The following is a 17,175-nucleotide window of genomic DNA, read 5'->3' on the forward strand; positions in this document are numbered from 1 at the left end:
ACCAGCCAGCAAATAGCATCATTATTATTTCTTCTCAGCCGTCAGGGGTAATTCAATACGGAAACAAACGTCCGCATCTTCAACGGCAACCAGTTGCAGCTCTCCATGCATGCGGCGAATACAGTCCTGGGCGATACTCAGCCCCAGACCGCTGCCTTTCACAGCCCCTTTTCGTTGCTGGCTACCCTGGTAAAAAGGTTCAAATATCATCGCGCGTTCAGCCTGCGGGATCGGGGTTCCGGTGTTTACCACCTCGATAATCACCCGGCCGTGTAATTCCCGGCTGCGGACCCAAATAGTACCGGATTCAGCCCCGTAGTGCACCGCATTGGAATAGAGATTATCCACCACCCGCCGCAATAATGTCGGCTCAGCCAGACAGGTCGGCGCATCCATCGTGACCTCACTGCGGATCTTCTTGGCGCGTGCCGGCAGGCTGTTAGCCGTCACCACATCATTCACCAGCGATTTCAGGTCAACGTCTACGCTGAGCGTCGGCGCATCGGCCAGTTTGCGGTTGTAATCGAGCAGTTGTTCGATAAGCGTCTGCAAATGGCGGCTGCTGCTATCGAGGATAGCCACCACTTCTTTTTGATCCGACGTCAGCGGACCGGCGACCTCATCGGCCAGCAGTTCAGTGCCTTCGCGCATACTGGCAAGCGGGGTTTTCAGCTCATGGGAAATATGGCGCAGGAATTCGTGACGCTGTGATTCCAGCCACGCCAGACGCTCGCTCAGCCAGACAATGCGCTGCACCAGAGAACGGATTTCACGCGGGCCTTTAAAGAGGGTGACATCCCCCAGATTGCGCCCTTCTCCCAGCCGGTTAATCATCCTCTCGACGCCTTTCACCGGCCCGATAATCATGCGGGTGAACAGCAGCACCAGCGCACCGCTAAGCAGGAAAAGCACCAGCGCCTGCCAGCCAAAAAACTGACCGCGTTCAGCAATTGCGCGCTGAAGTTGCTGTCCGCGGGAAAACACGACTTCGCGCGTCGCCTGCACCATTTCGGCATTGGTGCGCGAGAAATTCTCAAGTCGCGCAGAGGAGTCTTTATCCGGGGAGTTATTCAGGCAGGTCGGTTCTGTCAGCTGGGTCAGCAAGGTACGCAGCGTCTGGTAATAACGTAAATCCGGCAGCACCGAGGCATGCGCCTCCAGCAACTGGGCGTATTGTTTATGCTGATTCTGATAAAGGCGGAAAAGCGTCGGATCGTCGAGAACACAATACTGGCGGTAGCTGCGCTCCATTTCCAGCGCAATACTGGACATCGATTCGCTGCGGCGGGCGTCACTGAGCGTGGTGCGATTGATGCGCGCCGCCTGACGGCTCAGCTGATTCAGACTGTCATACGCCTGATAAGCCAGCACCAGCAAGGGCAACAGCACCAGCAGGAAAGCCATCAGGACCAGCTGACGTAACGAACCGGGGAATAAACGTCCTCTTTTCAACGCATTCATCTCATTTACCACAGATAAAGTCATGCTAGCGGACAACGGTTTAAACAGCCAGTGTCAGAGAGAAAGTGGAAGAAAATCAGGAAACAATATAGAGGGACTTCGAAGGGGGTGGCCTGCTGAATGTTTTTGAGAAAATTCAGCAGGCCGGAAGAGGTGGTGCCTCACTCAACGTGTCGTTCGATGCTTGATAACGTGCTTGCGCAACGATTATCGGTCGGGTGAACGATAGGCACCGTTTCTTTGGCGTCATTCGGGCATTATGAGTATATCAACGCTTTCGCGTGAACCCGTCATAATCAGGTGAATGAGCAACTGCGCTAATCTAGCACGTTACGTGCCAATGTTTAAAACTATTTTTCATCTGACTGTATTTAAAGGGTATTTAAAAATCGTTATTTTTCAGGCATCGGTAAAAGCCCCGTTAAGCTGATGAATAAACAGCCTTAGTGTCGCCAAAAACCAACACAATACCGCAACAATAAAAAATCATTTTAATATCATGAAATTAAGTGTCGCCAAATAGAGACAAGCCAGTAACGCGTTGTCGCCATTTTATGACAACTGACGGTCAGCGACGGCCAGAAGCCGTAAATACAGCGTCTGCGACTTTTTCAGACCTCCCCGGCAGGAGAAATCTGTAAAGTCGCAATCGTCATATTTAAGCCAAATTAATGTTCGCTAAAGCCCAGGGAATTGGGTGTCGGAACCGGTTGTTCGCAGTCCGCCGGGTTATCGACTTTTGCCGGGTCGCACGTCGTCGCCTGTGGCGGCAGGAAGATATGGTCGAGGATCGCACGCGCTGTCGGTCCGGCCACCACGCCCTCACCGCCGCCATTCTCTAATATCAGCGCCATCACCACGGACGGATGTTTATAAGGCGCAAACGCCGTGTAGAAAATATGGTCACGCAAACGCACCGGGGTCATTTTGGCGTTATAAACCTGATTCTCACGCAGGCTGAATACCTGCGAAGTCCCTGATTTCGCTGCAATCTGATAAGGCGCGGTGTGGAATAATTTATAGCCGGTACCATTCGGGAAATTCGCCATGCCATACATACCGTTTTTCACGATACCCCAGATCGGCGATTTCGGATCCGCTATTTGCTCCGTCGGTGGCATTTTATAAGGGGTAATAACTTTGCCGCTTTTTGATGAATAAAGCAGATGCGGTGTTTCCAGCTTTCCATTATTAACCAGCGCAGCGAGCGCACGTACCATCTGAATAGGTGTCGCGACCCAATAACCCTGACCAATACCGACTGAAACCGTATCCCCCTGATACCAAACCTTTTTATGGACTTTCATTTTCCATTCCCGACTTGGCAATACGCCACTATATTGCTCGTCGAGATCAATCCCGCTCGACTTGCCGTAGCCAAATTTGCTCAGCCAGGTATGAATGCGGTCGATGCCCATTTCATAAGCCACCTGATAGAAGAACGTATCAGCAGATTCTTCAATGGCTTTGGTCACATTCAGCAAACCGTGGCCGGTTTTCAGCCAGTCACGGTAATGACGTTCGGTACCCGGCAATGTCCACGTTGGCGCACCAAAGAAGGTGGTTTGTGGTGTGATCACTCCTTCAAACAGCGCCGACGTGGCCATAAAAGGTTTGACGGTGGAAGCTGGCGGATAAAGGCCCTGTGTAACACGGTTGATCAACGGCAGGTCGGGGTTTTTCAGTAACGCGCTGTATTGCTTACTGGAAATCCCGTTCACAAACGGATTCGGATCATAACTCGGGCTGGAGACCATCGCCCTGATGCCGCCATCACGGGGATCCATCACCACCACTGCCGCACGCTGACCTTTCAGAACTTTTTCGATGTACTGCTGCAGATCCAAGTCCAGCGTCAGATAGATGTTTTGTCCGGCCTGCGGCGGAACCTCTTTGAGCAGGCGCACCACGTGGCCGTGGTTATCGACTTCCACTTCCTGATAGCCGGTGCGGCCATGCAGGATACTTTCATAATACTTTTCAACGCCCTGTTTGCCGATGTCGTGGTCAGCGGCGTAATTCTCCGAGATACCTTCAGCATCCAGACGTTTGACATCTTTATCATTAATTTTAGAAACGTACCCGACGACGTGCGCCAGTTCCGCGCCGTACGGATAACGACGCTGCTGATACGTGCTGATGGAAACGCCAGGGAAATCAAACTGATTGACGGAAAAACGGGCGACCTCCACATCGGTCAGCGCCAGCTTTAACGGGATCTGCGCAAAGCGGCGGCCGTGGATCATGGAATCGTGAAAACTGTCCAGATCGTCTTGCGTCAGATCGACAATGGGCTTCAACGCATCCAGGGTGGCTTTCAGATCCGGCACTTTGCCCGGGATCACTTCAATCTGATAGAGGGTAATATTTTGCGCCAGCACCACGCCGTTTCTATCCATAATCAGCCCGCGACTGGGGGCGATCGGCAGCATTTTAATGTCATTCTGATTCGAACGGGTCTGGTAAAAATCGTGCATACCCACCTGAAGGTGGTACAGATTGAACACCAGCGCAGAAGACAGCAGGATCACGACTAAAAATGCAATCACGGCACGACGAACGAAAAGGACGGACTCGGCAGTATGGTCGCGAATTTCGTCGTTAAGTAAGGCCATAAGCGGGCAAATACCTTTTTTGTCTGCTTCTTGAAGCGGGCGAAAATGAATAGGCGGAGGCTGGAAAAGTGCGAAAGGATAGCCCTTCATGCAACGGACGACTATAAGAAGTGTGCTAATGAAGTGGCAGGAGTGTTTCTAATTATTGCAGGGCAATATGGCAGGACGCTGAGAACAGGCTCAACGCCCCTGAATCAAAAAATGCGGGACACAAGATTTTTACTTCGCAGTGTTCACTTTGCAATCGCCGTAGACATAGCCTTCTGTTTGGGTCGCCACGACAAAACTATCTTTCATATGAATATACATCAGGTTATCTTGAGCACCGGCTTTCATCGGCTGATTGTCTTTTCCGATGATATCTGTCAGTTCAGGACTGGTGACCATTTTGCTGCCATCAGGTGAGAAACTGAAAGTATTCCCCGCATCATAAACCTGCGCATTTTTGTTCACGACTTCCGAAACATCATTCCCATCATCAGACTGCGTATGATGAGTTAACACGCACTGATACTGCGTGACAGCCGATGCTGAAAACGACGCCAGCGCCAAAATCACCGCCACACAACCGCCTAACCTGACCATCAGATAAACCCATAAAGTGAGCAAGAGGTCCATGCTATCACTTGTCCGGCTGATAGAAAGAGGCTGCAAAAGAAATATTCGCGGGCTAAATGCTTTAAGCCAAATTATTGAATAAGCAGCGGTAAGCTGCCGATTATTTAGGCAAAATGAACGAACTTTGTGCAGGCTTACGCTCTGCGTTTGTTTACTCATTTTTTGTACTGCCGGTACGGAATATTCTGCCTATAATCCGCAGATTGTACTTAAGCCGTTAGTAAAGGATTGAGATGAAATCGTTCAAATTACCCGGTACACAAATGCATTTACGCTTCCACGAATTGTCCGGGCTGGGTGTTCCGCTGGTCTTTATTCACGGCCTGGGATGTGCGTCTTCTTGTGATTTTCCGCGCGTAGCGACCGATGCGTCATTGCGCCCGCGTCGCTCGTTGTTACTCGATTTAGCCGGTTCGGGCTACAGCGATAAGCCCGATGACTTCAGCTACAGCTTGCAGGCGCATGTGGATTGCGTGATTGCGTGGCTCGAAAGCCTTGGCGTGCCGCAGGTCAACCTGATCGGCCATAGCATGGGCGGCAGTATCGCCATTATGGTTGCGGCGCAGCGTCCTGATTTGATCCAGCGTCTGATTGTTGCCGAGCCAAATCTGGATGCCGGTGGTGGGGTATTCAGCCGCGCTGTTGCTCAATATTCTGAAGAAGATTATCTGCGCGAAGGCCATGCACATCTGATTAAGGTCGCGGTTCGCGGGAATGATCATATCTGGGCGGGATGCATGGGTATCGCTTCGCCACTGGCTATTCACCGTCAGGCAGTCGGGCTGGTGAACGGTGAAGCGGTATCATGGCGCGAACAACTCTATCAGTTGGAAATGCCTGCAACCGTTTTGTTTGGCGAATTTTCACTGCCGGAACCGGATGTCGCCGTTCTGCCGCAACACGGGATCCATACCGCCATAGTACCTCAGGCCGGTCATTCAATGATGTGGGAAAACCCGACGGGCGTCGCAGCCGCAATTAATGCGGCGCTGAATGCCGAAGCGTTGTAGATCAAAACGATGAATTTGTGATGTCTTCCTGATACCCGAGCAAGTGCGCAAACTCGCGGATTTGTTTGGGCGCAGCAGCAGAACGCAGTTGCAGCGCCAGGTTAATGTTTTCCAATATCTCAGCGCTTTCCACCAGCGCATCGCTGGCTGTAAGACGACCTTCGCTGATCAGCCACCTCGCGACGTCTTTCCAGCGCCAGAGAGGTGAAGTACCTTTGAGGCGCTGAACAGGATTGGGGAAATTACGCGGCCCTCTTGCTCCCTCTTTCAGTAACGCCACCGACTGACGGGTCAGCCCCGCCAGTCCGGCAATGTCACTTAGTCCGACTAAAACAGAATCTACGGACTCCACACGGGCATTCAGGCCTGCTGATTCAATATCCTGTATTGCTGTCATGACTGCTGTCGTCAGGGAATCACTTTCCCGGTCAAATTCGAGATAGACCGAGGTGCCATAAAAAGCAATCAGGGCATCGTCACAACCGCCCTCATAGAGCGCGTCTTCCAGTTTTTCAGTATCAGAGGTGACACCGGAAAGTGTCAGGGTGAAGTTATAAAGTGGCAAAGAATTTCCTTATTCCGGGGGCAGAAAAAGGCGGTTTCCCGCCTCGAAATTATGGCTTATCGGGAAAGCAAGTTTCTACCCTTCTGATAATCTGCGCGGCATGGTTTTCCTGATTGCGGGGAGTAGACCAGATACTCATCATGTGTTCACGATGAGCGGGTATCCCGCACCGGATACGAGTTGACACTCGTCAACACCAGCATGCACACGTCCTCATACACGCCGCAAGTGTATCCCCGCAACAAAGACTAATACCTTGAAAAAAAGACATCTTGAAAAATAAATATTTCGGCTTTTATTCTGTTCAAAACTTCCCGGTCAGAATCCTTCCGATGTACCAAAAATCACAACGAAGCCTGCTTAACAAAATTTGTCGCCGGGTCTGAAAAAACTAAATGAAGGATTAGTGATCCAGATCAACTAAAACCCGCGCCCCGCAAGGGCTGCAGCGGTGTTTTAAGTCCAATTCTGGGGTGTTTTTAGCCTGAAAATGGCGACTCATACCGTCATGGATGCATTTCATTCCGCAACTCATGCATCTCACTCCGCAAATGCGCCGCCCCACTTCGCCAGACTTATCATAGCGGCAGTTAATTGAATCTACTGCGCTCGGGAGAACCCACTATGAGTGACAAATCTGGCATGCAAAATTACAACCGCACACGCGTGCTGACTTTAATCGGCACCATCATGACTCAGCTTGCGCTGGGTTCCGTTTATACCTGGAGCCTGTTTAACGGTCAGCTGTCTGAGAAACTGGGTGAACCGGTGAGCCGCGTGGCACTGACCTTTGGGATCCTCAGCCTGTGCCTGGCACTGGCCTCTTCCGTCGCCGGTAAACTTCAGGAACGTTTTGGCGTACGTACCGTGACCATCGCCGCAGGTTTACTGATGGCCGCCGGTTTTGCACTGACTGCGCATTCTGACAACGTTCTGATGCTTTACATCAGCGCCGGTGTGCTGGTCGGTCTGGCGGACGGTGCTGGTTATCTGCTGACCCTTACCAACTGCGTGAAATGGTTCCCTGAGCGCAAAGGCCTGATTTCCGCCTGTTCTATCGGCGCTTACGGTCTGGGCAGTCTGTTATTTAAATTCGTTTGCGGCCATCTGCTGGCCACCGAAGGCCTGCAAAATACTTTCATGATCTGGGGTGGTATTGCGATGGTGATGGTGATTGCCGGCGCGATGATGATGAAAGATGCGCCGAAACAGGAAACTGCAGACGTCACTCGTGAAGAAAACAGCCTTAATGACAACACCAATGACACCCGCGATTTCACACTGGCGGAAGCCATTCGCGCCCCGCAATACTGGATGCTGGCGCTGATGTTCCTGACTGCCTGCATGAGCGGTTTGTATGTGATTGGTGTGGCGAAGGATATCGGCCAGAGCCTGGTAAGACTGGACGCCCTGACCGCCGCCAACGCCGTCACCGTGATTGCGATTGCCAACCTGAGCGGGCGTCTGGTGCTGGGTGTGTTGTCTGACAAAATTCAGCGTATCCGCGTTATCTCTATCGCACAGATTGTTTCGCTGGCGGGGATGAGTGTGATGTTATTCACCCAGATGAACGAGATGATGTTCTTCCTCTCCGTCGCCTGCGTGGCCTTCAGCTTCGGCGGTACCATCACCGTTTACCCATCGCTGGTCAGCGACTTCTTTGGCCTGAACAACATGACCAAAAACTACGGCCTGCTGTATCTGGGCTTCGGTATCGGCAGTATCTTCGCTTCTCTGGTAGCTTCCTTGTTCGGTGGCTTCGCAGTGACCTTCAGCATCATCACTGTATTATTGATTGTGTCATTGGTTCTTTCTGCCACGATTCGCTTACCGAATAAATCAGAAGCAGGTCATAGTACGCTCCAGCACGTGTAAAACAGCAGCTGAGCGCATCATAAATGATGAACGGGAGCACAATTTGCTCCCGTTTCTTATGAATAAAGCAGTTAAAATCGGCCGCTAAATCACACAACCCTATGACAAAATGTGAACAGACCGGACACCCGTAAAATGAAACGCACCACCCTCGCTCTTTTCAGCCTGATGATCGCCATGACTACCTTTAACAGCTTCGCCGCACTCCATCCTTCCAGCTCTCAGGAAGTGGCTTCGGAGCTGAACCGCAAAGCCAGCGAAAGCGGTACCCGTCCTTCTACGACCATCGATGCCAGTGCGCACAACAAACTGACCGCCAGCAGCGATTACCTGAAATAAATCCTCCGCCGCGAAGTTTTGCTATTGCCCGACGTTCGCGGACAAACTTCCCGCCCTGAATCAGAACTGCCCCGCACTTCATGAGTTTTTTCTGACTAAGTGATCAAATTTAGAGCAGATATATACCCCCATAACTTTTATGTTTGATATAATTTCTGCGGTAAATTGATTTTCTGAATGATCAAACCAACACAAGGAGTGTGAAATGAAGGCAACTGCATTTTGGTTAATTATGGCCGGAGGCTCTGTCGGGATCGGTTACATGATGGCATTGATGATGGAGTTTCTCTGATCTTGCAACGTTGTGTGCAATGGAAAAATAAGGATATTACATGGAATTCTACAGCCCAAAACGCATAATTCTCTACACCGTCGCTGCGATTACAGTCCTGGTCATCATCGGTCTGGTCACACATTTCACCGTCCGCCACCTTGCCGCATAACGCTTTTTCTTCCGTTTTCCGTTTTGCTTCGTGGCGATACAACCGGTATCGCCGGATAATGCTGCCATTGATAAGTTAAAGCGGAAGGATTGAAACATGACATACAAAGGATTAATGATCGTTGCCGTCGTCATTGTGCTGGCAAGCATCGGTTCTGAATCGTTGATTCAGAAAGGAATTGCGCTGGCGGACGCCAAAATCGATCAATTCATCTCGCACTACGCCGACAAATAAGCCTTACATCTGTTGGATTAACCTTACCGGGCGATGACAAAACCATACACAGGGTTTGATATCTTAAATCCATCAAATGTTGTGTGATGTCCCTGTGTAATACCCCTGTAGAACCCTGTTATTTTGCCCGCCGCGTGCGGGCTTTTTTTTGCCTGTTTTCCGGCAAAGGCGTCAATGGGGATTTAATAGAATGCTTATTCACGAATAATTCGAGTTACAGGAAGTATAGGAAGGGAATTCCCGCAAGCCTTTGCGGTTGAATCAAGGCGGCAACTGAGCGAGTCCCCGGGAGCATATATCAGTATGTGACTAGGGTGAACGAAGGAAGCCAATGCAGACTCAGCCCAAAGGATAAAGGGAATTCCCGCAAGCCTTTGCGGTTGAATCAAGGCGGCAACTGAGCGAGTCCCCGGGAGCACACATCAGTATGTGACTGGGGTGAGCGAAGGAAGCCAACGCAGAGTCAGCCCAAAGGATAAAGGGAATTTGCCGGTGCTTTCCCGGCCGTCATATTATGGTGCAAGCGTCCATCGTACACTCCGACATTGCACGGCCTGAGCACGGCCTTGTCACAACAGAAAAATCGACTGGTGGCGAAATAATTCAACCGGCTTTTCTGTTGTGGCTCCTGTAAATAAATTCAGAAGCTTTTAAATAATAAACCCCGGCGTTGGCCAGGGCTTATTTTTATCATTTAGAATGTCGATATTGAAATAATTATTCTGTCTGCTCCGGGTTTAACCCATCTTCGCTATTGCAGAGTGCTAACTTCAATATCTGGCGACATTACAGAACGACAACGTTACCCGCTGAAGGGCCTTTCTGACCTTGTTCGATGGTGAACTCAACGTTCTGACCTTCGTCCAGGGTTTTGAAATCATTGCTCTGGATTGCAGAGAAGTGAACGAACACGTCTTTGCTGCCGTCTGCAGGGCTGATGAAACCGAAACCTTTACCAGCGTCAAACCATTTTACTAAACCAGTCATTTTATTAGACATAGGAAATACCTTCTTCGTTTTTATTTTATGATGCCATAGGGCAAGACAGGTCTGTTTTTATTTGAAATACTTATGGATGCATCAGAGAAGGAAATTCGTCGGAGAAAGGATTTGCTATATCACTTGAACCAGGAACTGCTTTACTAAAATGTCTTACATAAATAGGTCTTAACCACAAACCGTTGACGCTATTTACACACAGTGAGATTTATTAAGCAAGCGTTAATTTCATCGGGATTATATCCGCGCTGTTTTTATTTCTGCGCAAAATAACGCGCAGGCCGCCGCTGACGGAGGCTGTAGCCTGATAAGAAAAATATTAAGCCTGCCAATATCAGGCAGGCTTTAAAAATCTTTACCTTACGTCAGCTGGCGTTAGCGCGTTTTACACAATCCGCACGGCGTCCGTCCACCCGTTTGGCGAACCAGGCGGTGGTCAGCTTGCGGGTAATCTTCGGACTTTCCAGCGTAATACCCGGCAGCATTTCACGCGGCTGACGTTTACCTGTGGTTTTATCCGCTAGGGCGTAAACCTGCTTATAGAGCGTCGTGTCTTCGAACTCCAACTGCTCGCCCTTCTCCAGTGCTTTACGGATTGCGCTGTTGCTGATATCCAGACGCTGACTCAGCGTGCGTACTGCCAGCTCAGTGTTGCCCGGTTTTTCAGTACCGTAATTTATAAGATCACCATCCAGCGCCAGCGGAATGCCCGACACTTTGCTGACGGCACTCTGGAACGCGGCGTTGCGGCTGGCGTACCAGCCGGCATTGAAATCGGCAAAGCGGTAAAGCGACTGCGTGTAATGGGTCGGATAGCCCAGCAGATGTTTCACGCCGAACCACACCCCACCGCGGCGGCTGAAAACTTCGTTACGAATTGAGCCGTCAATCTTGTACGGGTATCCCTTAGCATTTTGCTCGGCGAACGCGATGCTGACCTGCATCGGACCGCCGGTATGCACCGGATTCAGGTTGCCAAACAGTTTCTGCCCCATCGGCACCATATCAATAAAGTCATCGAAAATGGCGCTGAGCTGTTTCTCGGTTTTTACGTTATCCAGCCGCTCGCTGTAAGATTTACCGTTCGGCGATTTTAACAGCAGCGCGGTGTGCACCAGGAAATTCGGCACATGAACCGCATCGGCGCGACGGTCTATTTCTTTCCATGCAATCTTGCCTAAGCCGGGTACAGGTGCATCCGGATTAAAATTGGATTCCTGCTGCGCAACCGCCAGCACCGAACAGATGTTCTCTGTGGTTGCCGGAATATTCTGCGTGGTTAATGCGGCGGTAATGTCCGTCGCCCAGCCTTTTTTGTCCGGCGCGCTGGCAGGCATCAGCCGCACGATATCCGCTTTCACGTCATGCGGATTTTGCGCCGGAGCTTCACTCTTTTTCGTGGATGTACAACCGGCGAGCACCACCATCGCCAGTACCGGAGCAAAACGTCGTATTGAAAATAGCTTACGGATCAAAATCATCCTTTCCCTGAAATAGTTACCCTGAAGTTGACGTTAACGAAGATAGCCATGCTGATCTAGCAAAAATTTATCTTTATGCGTTAAGGTGAGAACTCTGATGATGGAGATAAAGGAACAAGGAAATGATGCATTCTGCGACCCGTACAACAACCTTACCCCGCGCTTTTTTGCAGCCTTTTATGCTGTTACTGATGATATTTGCCATCAGCGGTTGTGGCGATAAAGAGCCTGCACAGCGAAAAGCATTCATCGATTTTCTTCAGACCCGCATTCTGGATAAACAGGTTCTGGCTGTGCCGCAGCTGAGTGAGGCGCAGCAAAAAGAGTTTGGCGATTACAGTAAAGATTACGCCATCATTACCGGATTTCATCATCAGATGAACATTGAACTCGATTCCTCGCTGGTGCCTGTTTTTGCAGGAATGAACGGCGTGAACAGCGTCAATAACCTGCTTGAACAGCGTGATGATTTGAAGAAAATGGCGGACAGCAGCGAAAGATGGAAAGAAAAAATCACGATGCTGAAAACGCAGGCCGACACACAACACGCGGCGCTGAAACAGCCGGATGACCTGAAAAAAGTCTACGATCAGGCTTACGATAAAACCATCGTTCAGCCTTCGGCGGTCACTGAACAGGTTTTCGACTTACTGCCGCAGGTACTGAACCTGATTGTTGAGAAAGCCGATTTCATCAAAAGTCAGGGTAAAAATGTCACTATCACCGGCAACCGTCTGCAATTTGCCAACCAGACGCAGCTGGATAAATACAACGCTATCCAGCAAAAGCTGGTGCCGCTCAATGCACAACTGATGCAGCTTAGCCGACAGATGCAGCAAATGGTGCGTTAAACCCGCAGCCAGTGAACAGACCGCCGCAAGGCGGTTTTTTCATGGCGAGGCTTTTGTTATGGTGTGCGGCAATTAAATAAGGAGACACCTATGAATGACGATACCCTGAATAAGCGCGTTGACCAGCTCGAGCGCGTAAACCGTGAACTTCTGGTGCAGATTTCTGCCATGCGCCTGCTGTTTGGCAGCGTTGGCAATGTGCTCAATGCCAGCCAGGAAAACGCGTTCACTATCGCGGTGAATCAGGCATTAGAAGCCAACCGCGCTGACGTCGCGAATCAGGCAGACCTGGATGAAGCTTCCCGCAAATTCCGCGAAGATGTCTTTAAGTGCACAGAATCTTTGTTGCCGGGCAGCCGTTAAAAGACAAAAAAGGCCCGGGCAATTCGCCTGAGCCTTTTGATTTTCGCAAAAACTCCAGTATCCCCCTCAGAAATCACCACATTCCTGATTCCGGATAGGCAAAGTGTCACCGGCCACGCTGTTCGGCAGGCGTAAAACCGAAAGACAGTATTAATTAGGACACGTGAGCGCCAGCTCAGCATTTTCAGGAAACACCCGCTCGCTGAGAAAGTCGATCAGTACCCGAAGTTTGGGTGTCATATAACCGCCCGACGGCCACAAAATATAGAAGTCGGCACTGCGCCGGACATACCCTTCCAGCACTTTCACCAGTTGTCCGCGAGCCAGCTCTTTACGGATACTAAAATCCGGCAAACAGGCAATACCCAGACCCTGCATAGCAAAACAATGACGCGTTTCTATATTATTGCAAACCATTGAAACGGGCAGCGTTAAATCCTGATAGCCGGGCAGCGGCCACTGCTCGAGTTTTCCGCTATTCGGAAAGCGGAAATGCAGACAGCGGTGTTGCGGCAAATCTGCCGGTTCTGCGGGCGCGCCGTACTGTTCAATATAAGCGGGCGACGCCACCAGCAGATGATGAAACGTGCCCAGCTTTCGCATCGACAGGCGTGAATCAGCCATCTGGCCGGTACGCACCACCGCGTCAAAACCGTCCTCCACCACATCGACAATTCGGTCAGTAAAATCTAAATCCAGTTCGATATCGGGATAGCGGCGCATGAACTCGCCAAGCACCGGCAATAACAGCGAACTGACCTGTGGCAGACTCAGCCGCAGCCTGCCGCGCGGGCATTCCGACAGTTGCAGCAACTCGCTTTCTGCGGCTTCAAGTTCCGCGACAATCCGCCGACTGCGCTCCAGAAACAGCGAACCTTCGGCAGTCAGCGTCACGCTGCGGGTGCTGCGGTGAAACAGCCGCACATTCAGTTTGGCTTCCATCCGCGCAATGCTTTTCCCCACCGCCGACGCGGAAACACCAAGGATGCGCCCGGCGGCTACAAAACTGCGGGTTTCCGCCACATGCACAAACACATTCAGGCTGCTCAGACTTTCCACCTTCACCTCCGATTGCGGACATTTTCGTCCGTATATTCTGGAAATCTACCCTACTTTTTCCGCAACAGGGAGTTCTCTATCGTGATTTAACTCTTTCTGAAACCGAGATAACACTATGGACACTGCTGCACTGAAATCCCGAACCGATCAGGTTCTCGACCGGGCGATTGAATCAAAACGGCTGGTCGGTGCCATCGTGCTGATTGCCCGTCACGGCGAACTGATTTATCACCGCGCCACCGGTCTGGCTGACCGTGAATCTGCCCGTCCGATGGCGGAAAACGCCCTGTTCCGTCTGGCATCTGTCAGCAAACCCATCGTTTCTGCTGTCGCGATGACGCTGATTGCACAAGGAAAACTGGCTCTGGATGACGACATAACTCAATGGCTGCCAGATTTTCGCCCTTCCCTGCCAGACGGACAGCCTGCACACATCACTGTCCGGCAGTTATTAAGTCATACCGCGGGGCTGAGTTACCGCTTTTTTGAGCCTGACGGTGAAGGCCCGTACGCCCGCGCAGGGATCTCCGACGGCATGGATAGCAGCGCTATTTCGCTGGCAGAAAACCTGCGGCGTTTATCCGGTGTCCCTTTGCTTTATGCACCGGGAACTTCATGGGGATATTCGCTTGCCGTGGACGTATTAGGTGCAGTACTCGAACAGGTCTGCGGATTACCGCTCGGCGAGGTGGTGAAACAACAACTGACCGGACCGCTGAATATGCAAAATACCGGTTTTTTTGCCCACGATCCCACACGACTGGCGACGCCGTATGTCAGTGATCTCCCTGAGCCTCACCGCCTGCGTGAAGGCGAATTAGTGCCCGCTTTCGAAAACACCGTGGGTATCGAATATTCTGTGGCGCGGGCGCTCAGTGCGCAGGCGTTTCCCTCTGGCGGAGCAGGCATGGTCAGCAGCGCAGGCGATGTGCTCACAATGCTGGAAATGCTGCGCCGTGGCGGTGAACCGTTACTGACGCCTGCGCTGGTCGATGAAATGGGACGTGACCAGACCGGCGGCGCTGAACTGCCGGAATCACCGGGTCTCGGCTTCGGGCTGGGCTTTTCTGTGCTGCGCGATCCGCAGGCGGCGGCCTCGCCGGAATCCGCCGGAACCTGGCGCTGGGGCGGAGCCTACGGGCATTCGTGGTTTGTGGACTGTGCCGCAGGGCTGAGCGTCGTGGCTTTCACCAACACGCTGTATGAAGGCATGTCAGGCGCTTTCGTCAATGAACTGCGTGATGCCATTTACGGAGTTCAGCCATGAATTCCACTGCACAAAAATCCCCGCTTCCGCTTTCGGCTTTACTGGCGATGGCGCTGACCGGTTTTATCGCCATTATGACCGAAACGCTTCCGGCCGGATTATTACCGCAAATTGCGACCGGTCTGAACGTTTCACAGGCTATAGCGGGGCAGTTGATCACGCTGTATGCCGCCGGTTCGCTGATGGCAGTCATTCCTCTTGCGGCACTGACCCGGGGCTGGAACCGCCGCACTGCGTTGCTGACCGCCATCGTCGGATTTCTGGTTTTCAATACCCTGACCACGTTCTCCACGCATTATATGCTGACACTGTTTGCGCGCTGGATGGCCGGGGCTGCGGCGGGTCTGGCGTGGGGCTTACTGGCAGGCTATGCGCGGTGGATGGTGCCGGTTGAACAGCAAGGACGCGCGTTATCGGTGGCGATGGTCGGTACGCCGCTGGCGTTGTCGGTGGGCGTTCCGCTCGGCACCTGGATGGGGTCTCTGCTCGGCTGGCGGATGGCGTTCGGGGTGATGTCTGCGCTGACACTGTTTCTGGTGGTCTGGGTTATCAGAAAAGTACCGGACTATCCCGGACAGGCCGCCAGCCAGCGCCAGTCGTTGCGTCATGTGGTGACGATGCCCGGCGTACGCAGCATTTTGCTGGTCATCCTGCTGTGGATGCTGACGCACAACCTACTTTACACCTACATTGTGCCGTTCCTGCAACTATCGGGTCTGAGCAATCGTGCGGATCAGATATTACTGGTCTTCGGGACGGGTGCGCTGGCGGGCATCGGTATCACCGGCCTGCTGGTTGACCGGCGCTTGCGGCAGACTCTGTTGCTCAGCCTTGTGCTGTTTGCCCTGGTTTCCCTGGCACTGGTTTTCTTCAGTCAGTCACCCGCGATGGTGGTTTTGTGTGTGGCGCTGTGGGGATTCACGTTCGGCGGCGCGGCGACGTTACTGCAAACGGCTATCGCAGACGCCACCAGCGAACACGCCGATATGGCGCAGTCGATGGTGGTCGTTGCGTGGAATCTGGCCATTGCAGGGGGCGGCTTAACCGGAGGTATCTTGCTGGAAACCACCGGCGTTAAGGCTTTTCCGCAAACGATGCTGCTTCTGCTGGTCGCCGGACTGCTCATCGCCTGGCGCGCTAAAATGCACGGCTTTCGTCCCGGCTCCCGCCATACTAAAACAGCACAAAATCCTAAAGGGCAGCAACAGGATCAAAGTTTCAAAACGGCTGAAAAGGTATAATTTCTTAAACCTTTCCGGAACCAGTTGCCTGAATGTCTGCCAGTAGCCCCTGTTTCTGGCAGACTAAAAAACAGGCAGAAAATGAAACAATGAGAACCATGGAAGCACGTAACAAAGCCGTTATACTTTTGTCAGTGATCCTTGCCGCCGCCCTGCTGCTGATGGCGTTCGAATGGCTGAGTGATCAGGCGGTGCCTGAACTGAAAGAGCACGTTATTCACTATGTGGATGAACACATGGCGCACTAAATTGCCCTGATGGCAGGAGGAGTGAGGGTAACCAAAAGGATGATGACCAAACACTGGAAAATGGTTGTAGTGCTGTTGTGCATCTGCGGCGCATTGATGCTGTTGCGCTGGGCGGCGATGTTCTGGGGGTAAAGTTTTGCAAATTCCCCCTTTTAAAACTGATTAAATAAGCACCAGCCCGGTCAGGGGCTTGAAACCTTCCGCCTCGCGGGCCAGAATATCCTTAGTGATTTTTAAGAGCCCGTTCGTCTGCTTATGAATAACCGCAAACCGCGTCGTCCTCACGGGCGATGGACTTATTACATCATGTACGAAGACATTCTGTGGCCCTGCCCGGTTCGCTGGGAATGGGAGAATGGCTACGGCGGCTGGCTGCCATTTTATTACTCCCCGACGCTGGAATTTGTCGCGGGCGATCCTGACAGGGCCACCAAAGTGGCGGGCAACAAGGCCCGCGCTCTGCGTAAACCCGTCAGAATTCACGAGTATGAATACTGATTTCTTAT

General features: G+C 51.8%; 18 protein-coding genes. 11 read left to right on the forward strand and 7 right to left on the reverse strand.

Translation table 11 applies throughout. The features are described from left to right. Nucleotides 1–24: 24 nt before the first annotated feature. From D6C13_RS05185 to D6C13_RS05195, 3 genes are all read right to left on the reverse strand, one after another. Complete coding sequence (locus tag D6C13_RS05185; RefSeq protein WP_120131759.1) at nt 25–1,461, reverse strand: sensor histidine kinase; 1,437 nt, start codon at nt 1,459–1,461, stop codon at nt 25–27. Between the two features lie 668 nt (nt 1,462–2,129). Further along, nucleotides 2,130–4,076 (reverse strand): penicillin-binding protein 2, encoded by a 1,947-nt coding sequence (gene mrdA, locus D6C13_RS05190; RefSeq protein ID WP_120131760.1) that lies wholly within the window; start codon nt 4,074–4,076, stop codon nt 2,130–2,132. A 219-nt stretch (nt 4,077–4,295) separates the two neighbouring features. After that, nucleotides 4,296–4,853 carry a hypothetical protein gene (locus D6C13_RS05195; RefSeq protein ID WP_244212635.1) on the reverse strand — a complete coding sequence of 186 codons (558 nt, stop codon included), beginning with the start codon at nt 4,851–4,853 and terminating at the stop codon, nt 4,296–4,298. A 74-nt stretch (nt 4,854–4,927) separates the two neighbouring features. Here D6C13_RS05195 and D6C13_RS05200 point away from each other — a divergent pair, with 74 nt between their 5' ends. Continuing rightward, complete coding sequence (locus D6C13_RS05200; RefSeq protein WP_120131761.1) at nt 4,928–5,704, forward strand: alpha/beta fold hydrolase; 777 nt, start codon at nt 4,928–4,930, stop codon at nt 5,702–5,704. Between the two features lies 1 nt (nt 5,705). Here the strand turns inward: D6C13_RS05200 and D6C13_RS05205 are convergent, their stop codons facing one another. Further along, a complete protein-coding gene (locus tag D6C13_RS05205) occupies nt 5,706–6,269 on the reverse strand; it encodes a DNA-binding protein (protein WP_120131762.1) in 564 nt (187 codons plus the stop codon). Nucleotides 6,270–6,893: 624 nt separating this feature from the next. Here D6C13_RS05205 and D6C13_RS05210 point away from each other — a divergent pair. The 3 genes from D6C13_RS05210 to D6C13_RS25585 all read left to right on the forward strand — a co-directional run bounded on the left by D6C13_RS05210 (nt 6,894) and on the right by D6C13_RS25585 (nt 9,160). Continuing rightward, nucleotides 6,894–8,144 (forward strand): L-lactate MFS transporter, encoded by a 1,251-nt coding sequence (locus tag D6C13_RS05210; RefSeq protein WP_120131763.1) that lies wholly within the window; start codon nt 6,894–6,896, stop codon nt 8,142–8,144. Between the two features lie 135 nt (nt 8,145–8,279). After that, nucleotides 8,280–8,483, forward strand: coding sequence for a hypothetical protein (locus tag D6C13_RS05215; RefSeq protein ID WP_120131764.1), 204 nt, complete (start codon nt 8,280–8,282; stop codon nt 8,481–8,483). A gap of 539 nt (nt 8,484–9,022) precedes the next feature. Next, nucleotides 9,023–9,160 (forward strand): hypothetical protein, encoded by a 138-nt coding sequence (locus D6C13_RS25585; protein ID WP_167457987.1) that lies wholly within the window; start codon nt 9,023–9,025, stop codon nt 9,158–9,160. Nucleotides 9,161–9,946: 786 nt separating this feature from the next. Here D6C13_RS25585 and cspE read toward each other — a convergent pair. Both cspE and D6C13_RS05230 read right to left on the reverse strand, forming a co-directional pair. Beyond that, entirely contained in the window at nt 9,947–10,159 is a 213-nt protein-coding gene (gene cspE / locus D6C13_RS05225; protein WP_056781364.1) for a transcription antiterminator/RNA stability regulator CspE, read from the reverse strand. Between the two features lie 365 nt (nt 10,160–10,524). Further along, on the reverse strand, nt 10,525–11,640 hold the full coding sequence (locus tag D6C13_RS05230) for a DUF1615 domain-containing protein (protein WP_167457988.1): 1,116 nt from the start codon (nt 11,638–11,640) through the stop codon (nt 10,525–10,527). A 122-nt stretch (nt 11,641–11,762) separates the two neighbouring features. Between D6C13_RS05230 and D6C13_RS05235 the strand changes: the two genes are divergently transcribed. Then, entirely contained in the window at nt 11,763–12,491 is a 729-nt protein-coding gene (locus tag D6C13_RS05235; protein ID WP_120131766.1) for a DUF3053 domain-containing protein, read from the forward strand. Between the two features lie 90 nt (nt 12,492–12,581). Then, nucleotides 12,582–12,854 (forward strand): hypothetical protein, encoded by a 273-nt coding sequence (locus D6C13_RS05240; RefSeq protein WP_113875950.1) that lies wholly within the window; start codon nt 12,582–12,584, stop codon nt 12,852–12,854. Nucleotides 12,855–13,004: 150 nt separating this feature from the next. Here D6C13_RS05240 and D6C13_RS05245 read toward each other — a convergent pair whose 3' ends face one another. Beyond that, nucleotides 13,005–13,913 (reverse strand): LysR family transcriptional regulator, encoded by a 909-nt coding sequence (locus D6C13_RS05245; protein WP_120131866.1) that lies wholly within the window; start codon nt 13,911–13,913, stop codon nt 13,005–13,007. Between the two features lie 115 nt (nt 13,914–14,028). On the opposite strand from D6C13_RS05245, the gene D6C13_RS05250 reads away from it, so the two are divergent. From D6C13_RS05250 to D6C13_RS05270, 5 genes are all read left to right on the forward strand, one after another. Beyond that, nucleotides 14,029–15,180, forward strand: coding sequence for a serine hydrolase domain-containing protein (locus tag D6C13_RS05250; protein ID WP_120131767.1), 1,152 nt, complete (start codon nt 14,029–14,031; stop codon nt 15,178–15,180). Next, nucleotides 15,177–16,421 (forward strand): MFS transporter, encoded by a 1,245-nt coding sequence (locus D6C13_RS05255; protein WP_120131768.1) that lies wholly within the window; start codon nt 15,177–15,179, stop codon nt 16,419–16,421. The genes D6C13_RS05250 and D6C13_RS05255 overlap by 4 nt, the downstream gene beginning before the upstream one ends. 98 nt (nt 16,422–16,519) lie before the next feature. After that, nucleotides 16,520–16,669 carry a hypothetical protein gene (locus D6C13_RS25590; RefSeq protein ID WP_167457985.1) on the forward strand — a complete coding sequence of 50 codons (150 nt, stop codon included), beginning with the start codon at nt 16,520–16,522 and terminating at the stop codon, nt 16,667–16,669. A 9-nt stretch (nt 16,670–16,678) separates the two neighbouring features. After that, a complete protein-coding gene (gene yniD / locus D6C13_RS05265) occupies nt 16,679–16,801 on the forward strand; it encodes a small membrane protein YniD (RefSeq protein WP_120131770.1) in 123 nt (40 codons plus the stop codon). Between the two features lie 174 nt (nt 16,802–16,975). Further along, complete coding sequence (locus D6C13_RS05270; protein ID WP_120131771.1) at nt 16,976–17,167, forward strand: hypothetical protein; 192 nt, start codon at nt 16,976–16,978, stop codon at nt 17,165–17,167. The last annotated feature ends 8 nt before the right edge of the window (nt 17,168–17,175 follow it).

It is taken from the genome of Rahnella woolbedingensis, assembly GCF_003602095.1.
GTDB lineage: Bacteria > Pseudomonadota > Gammaproteobacteria > Enterobacterales > Enterobacteriaceae > Rahnella > Rahnella woolbedingensis.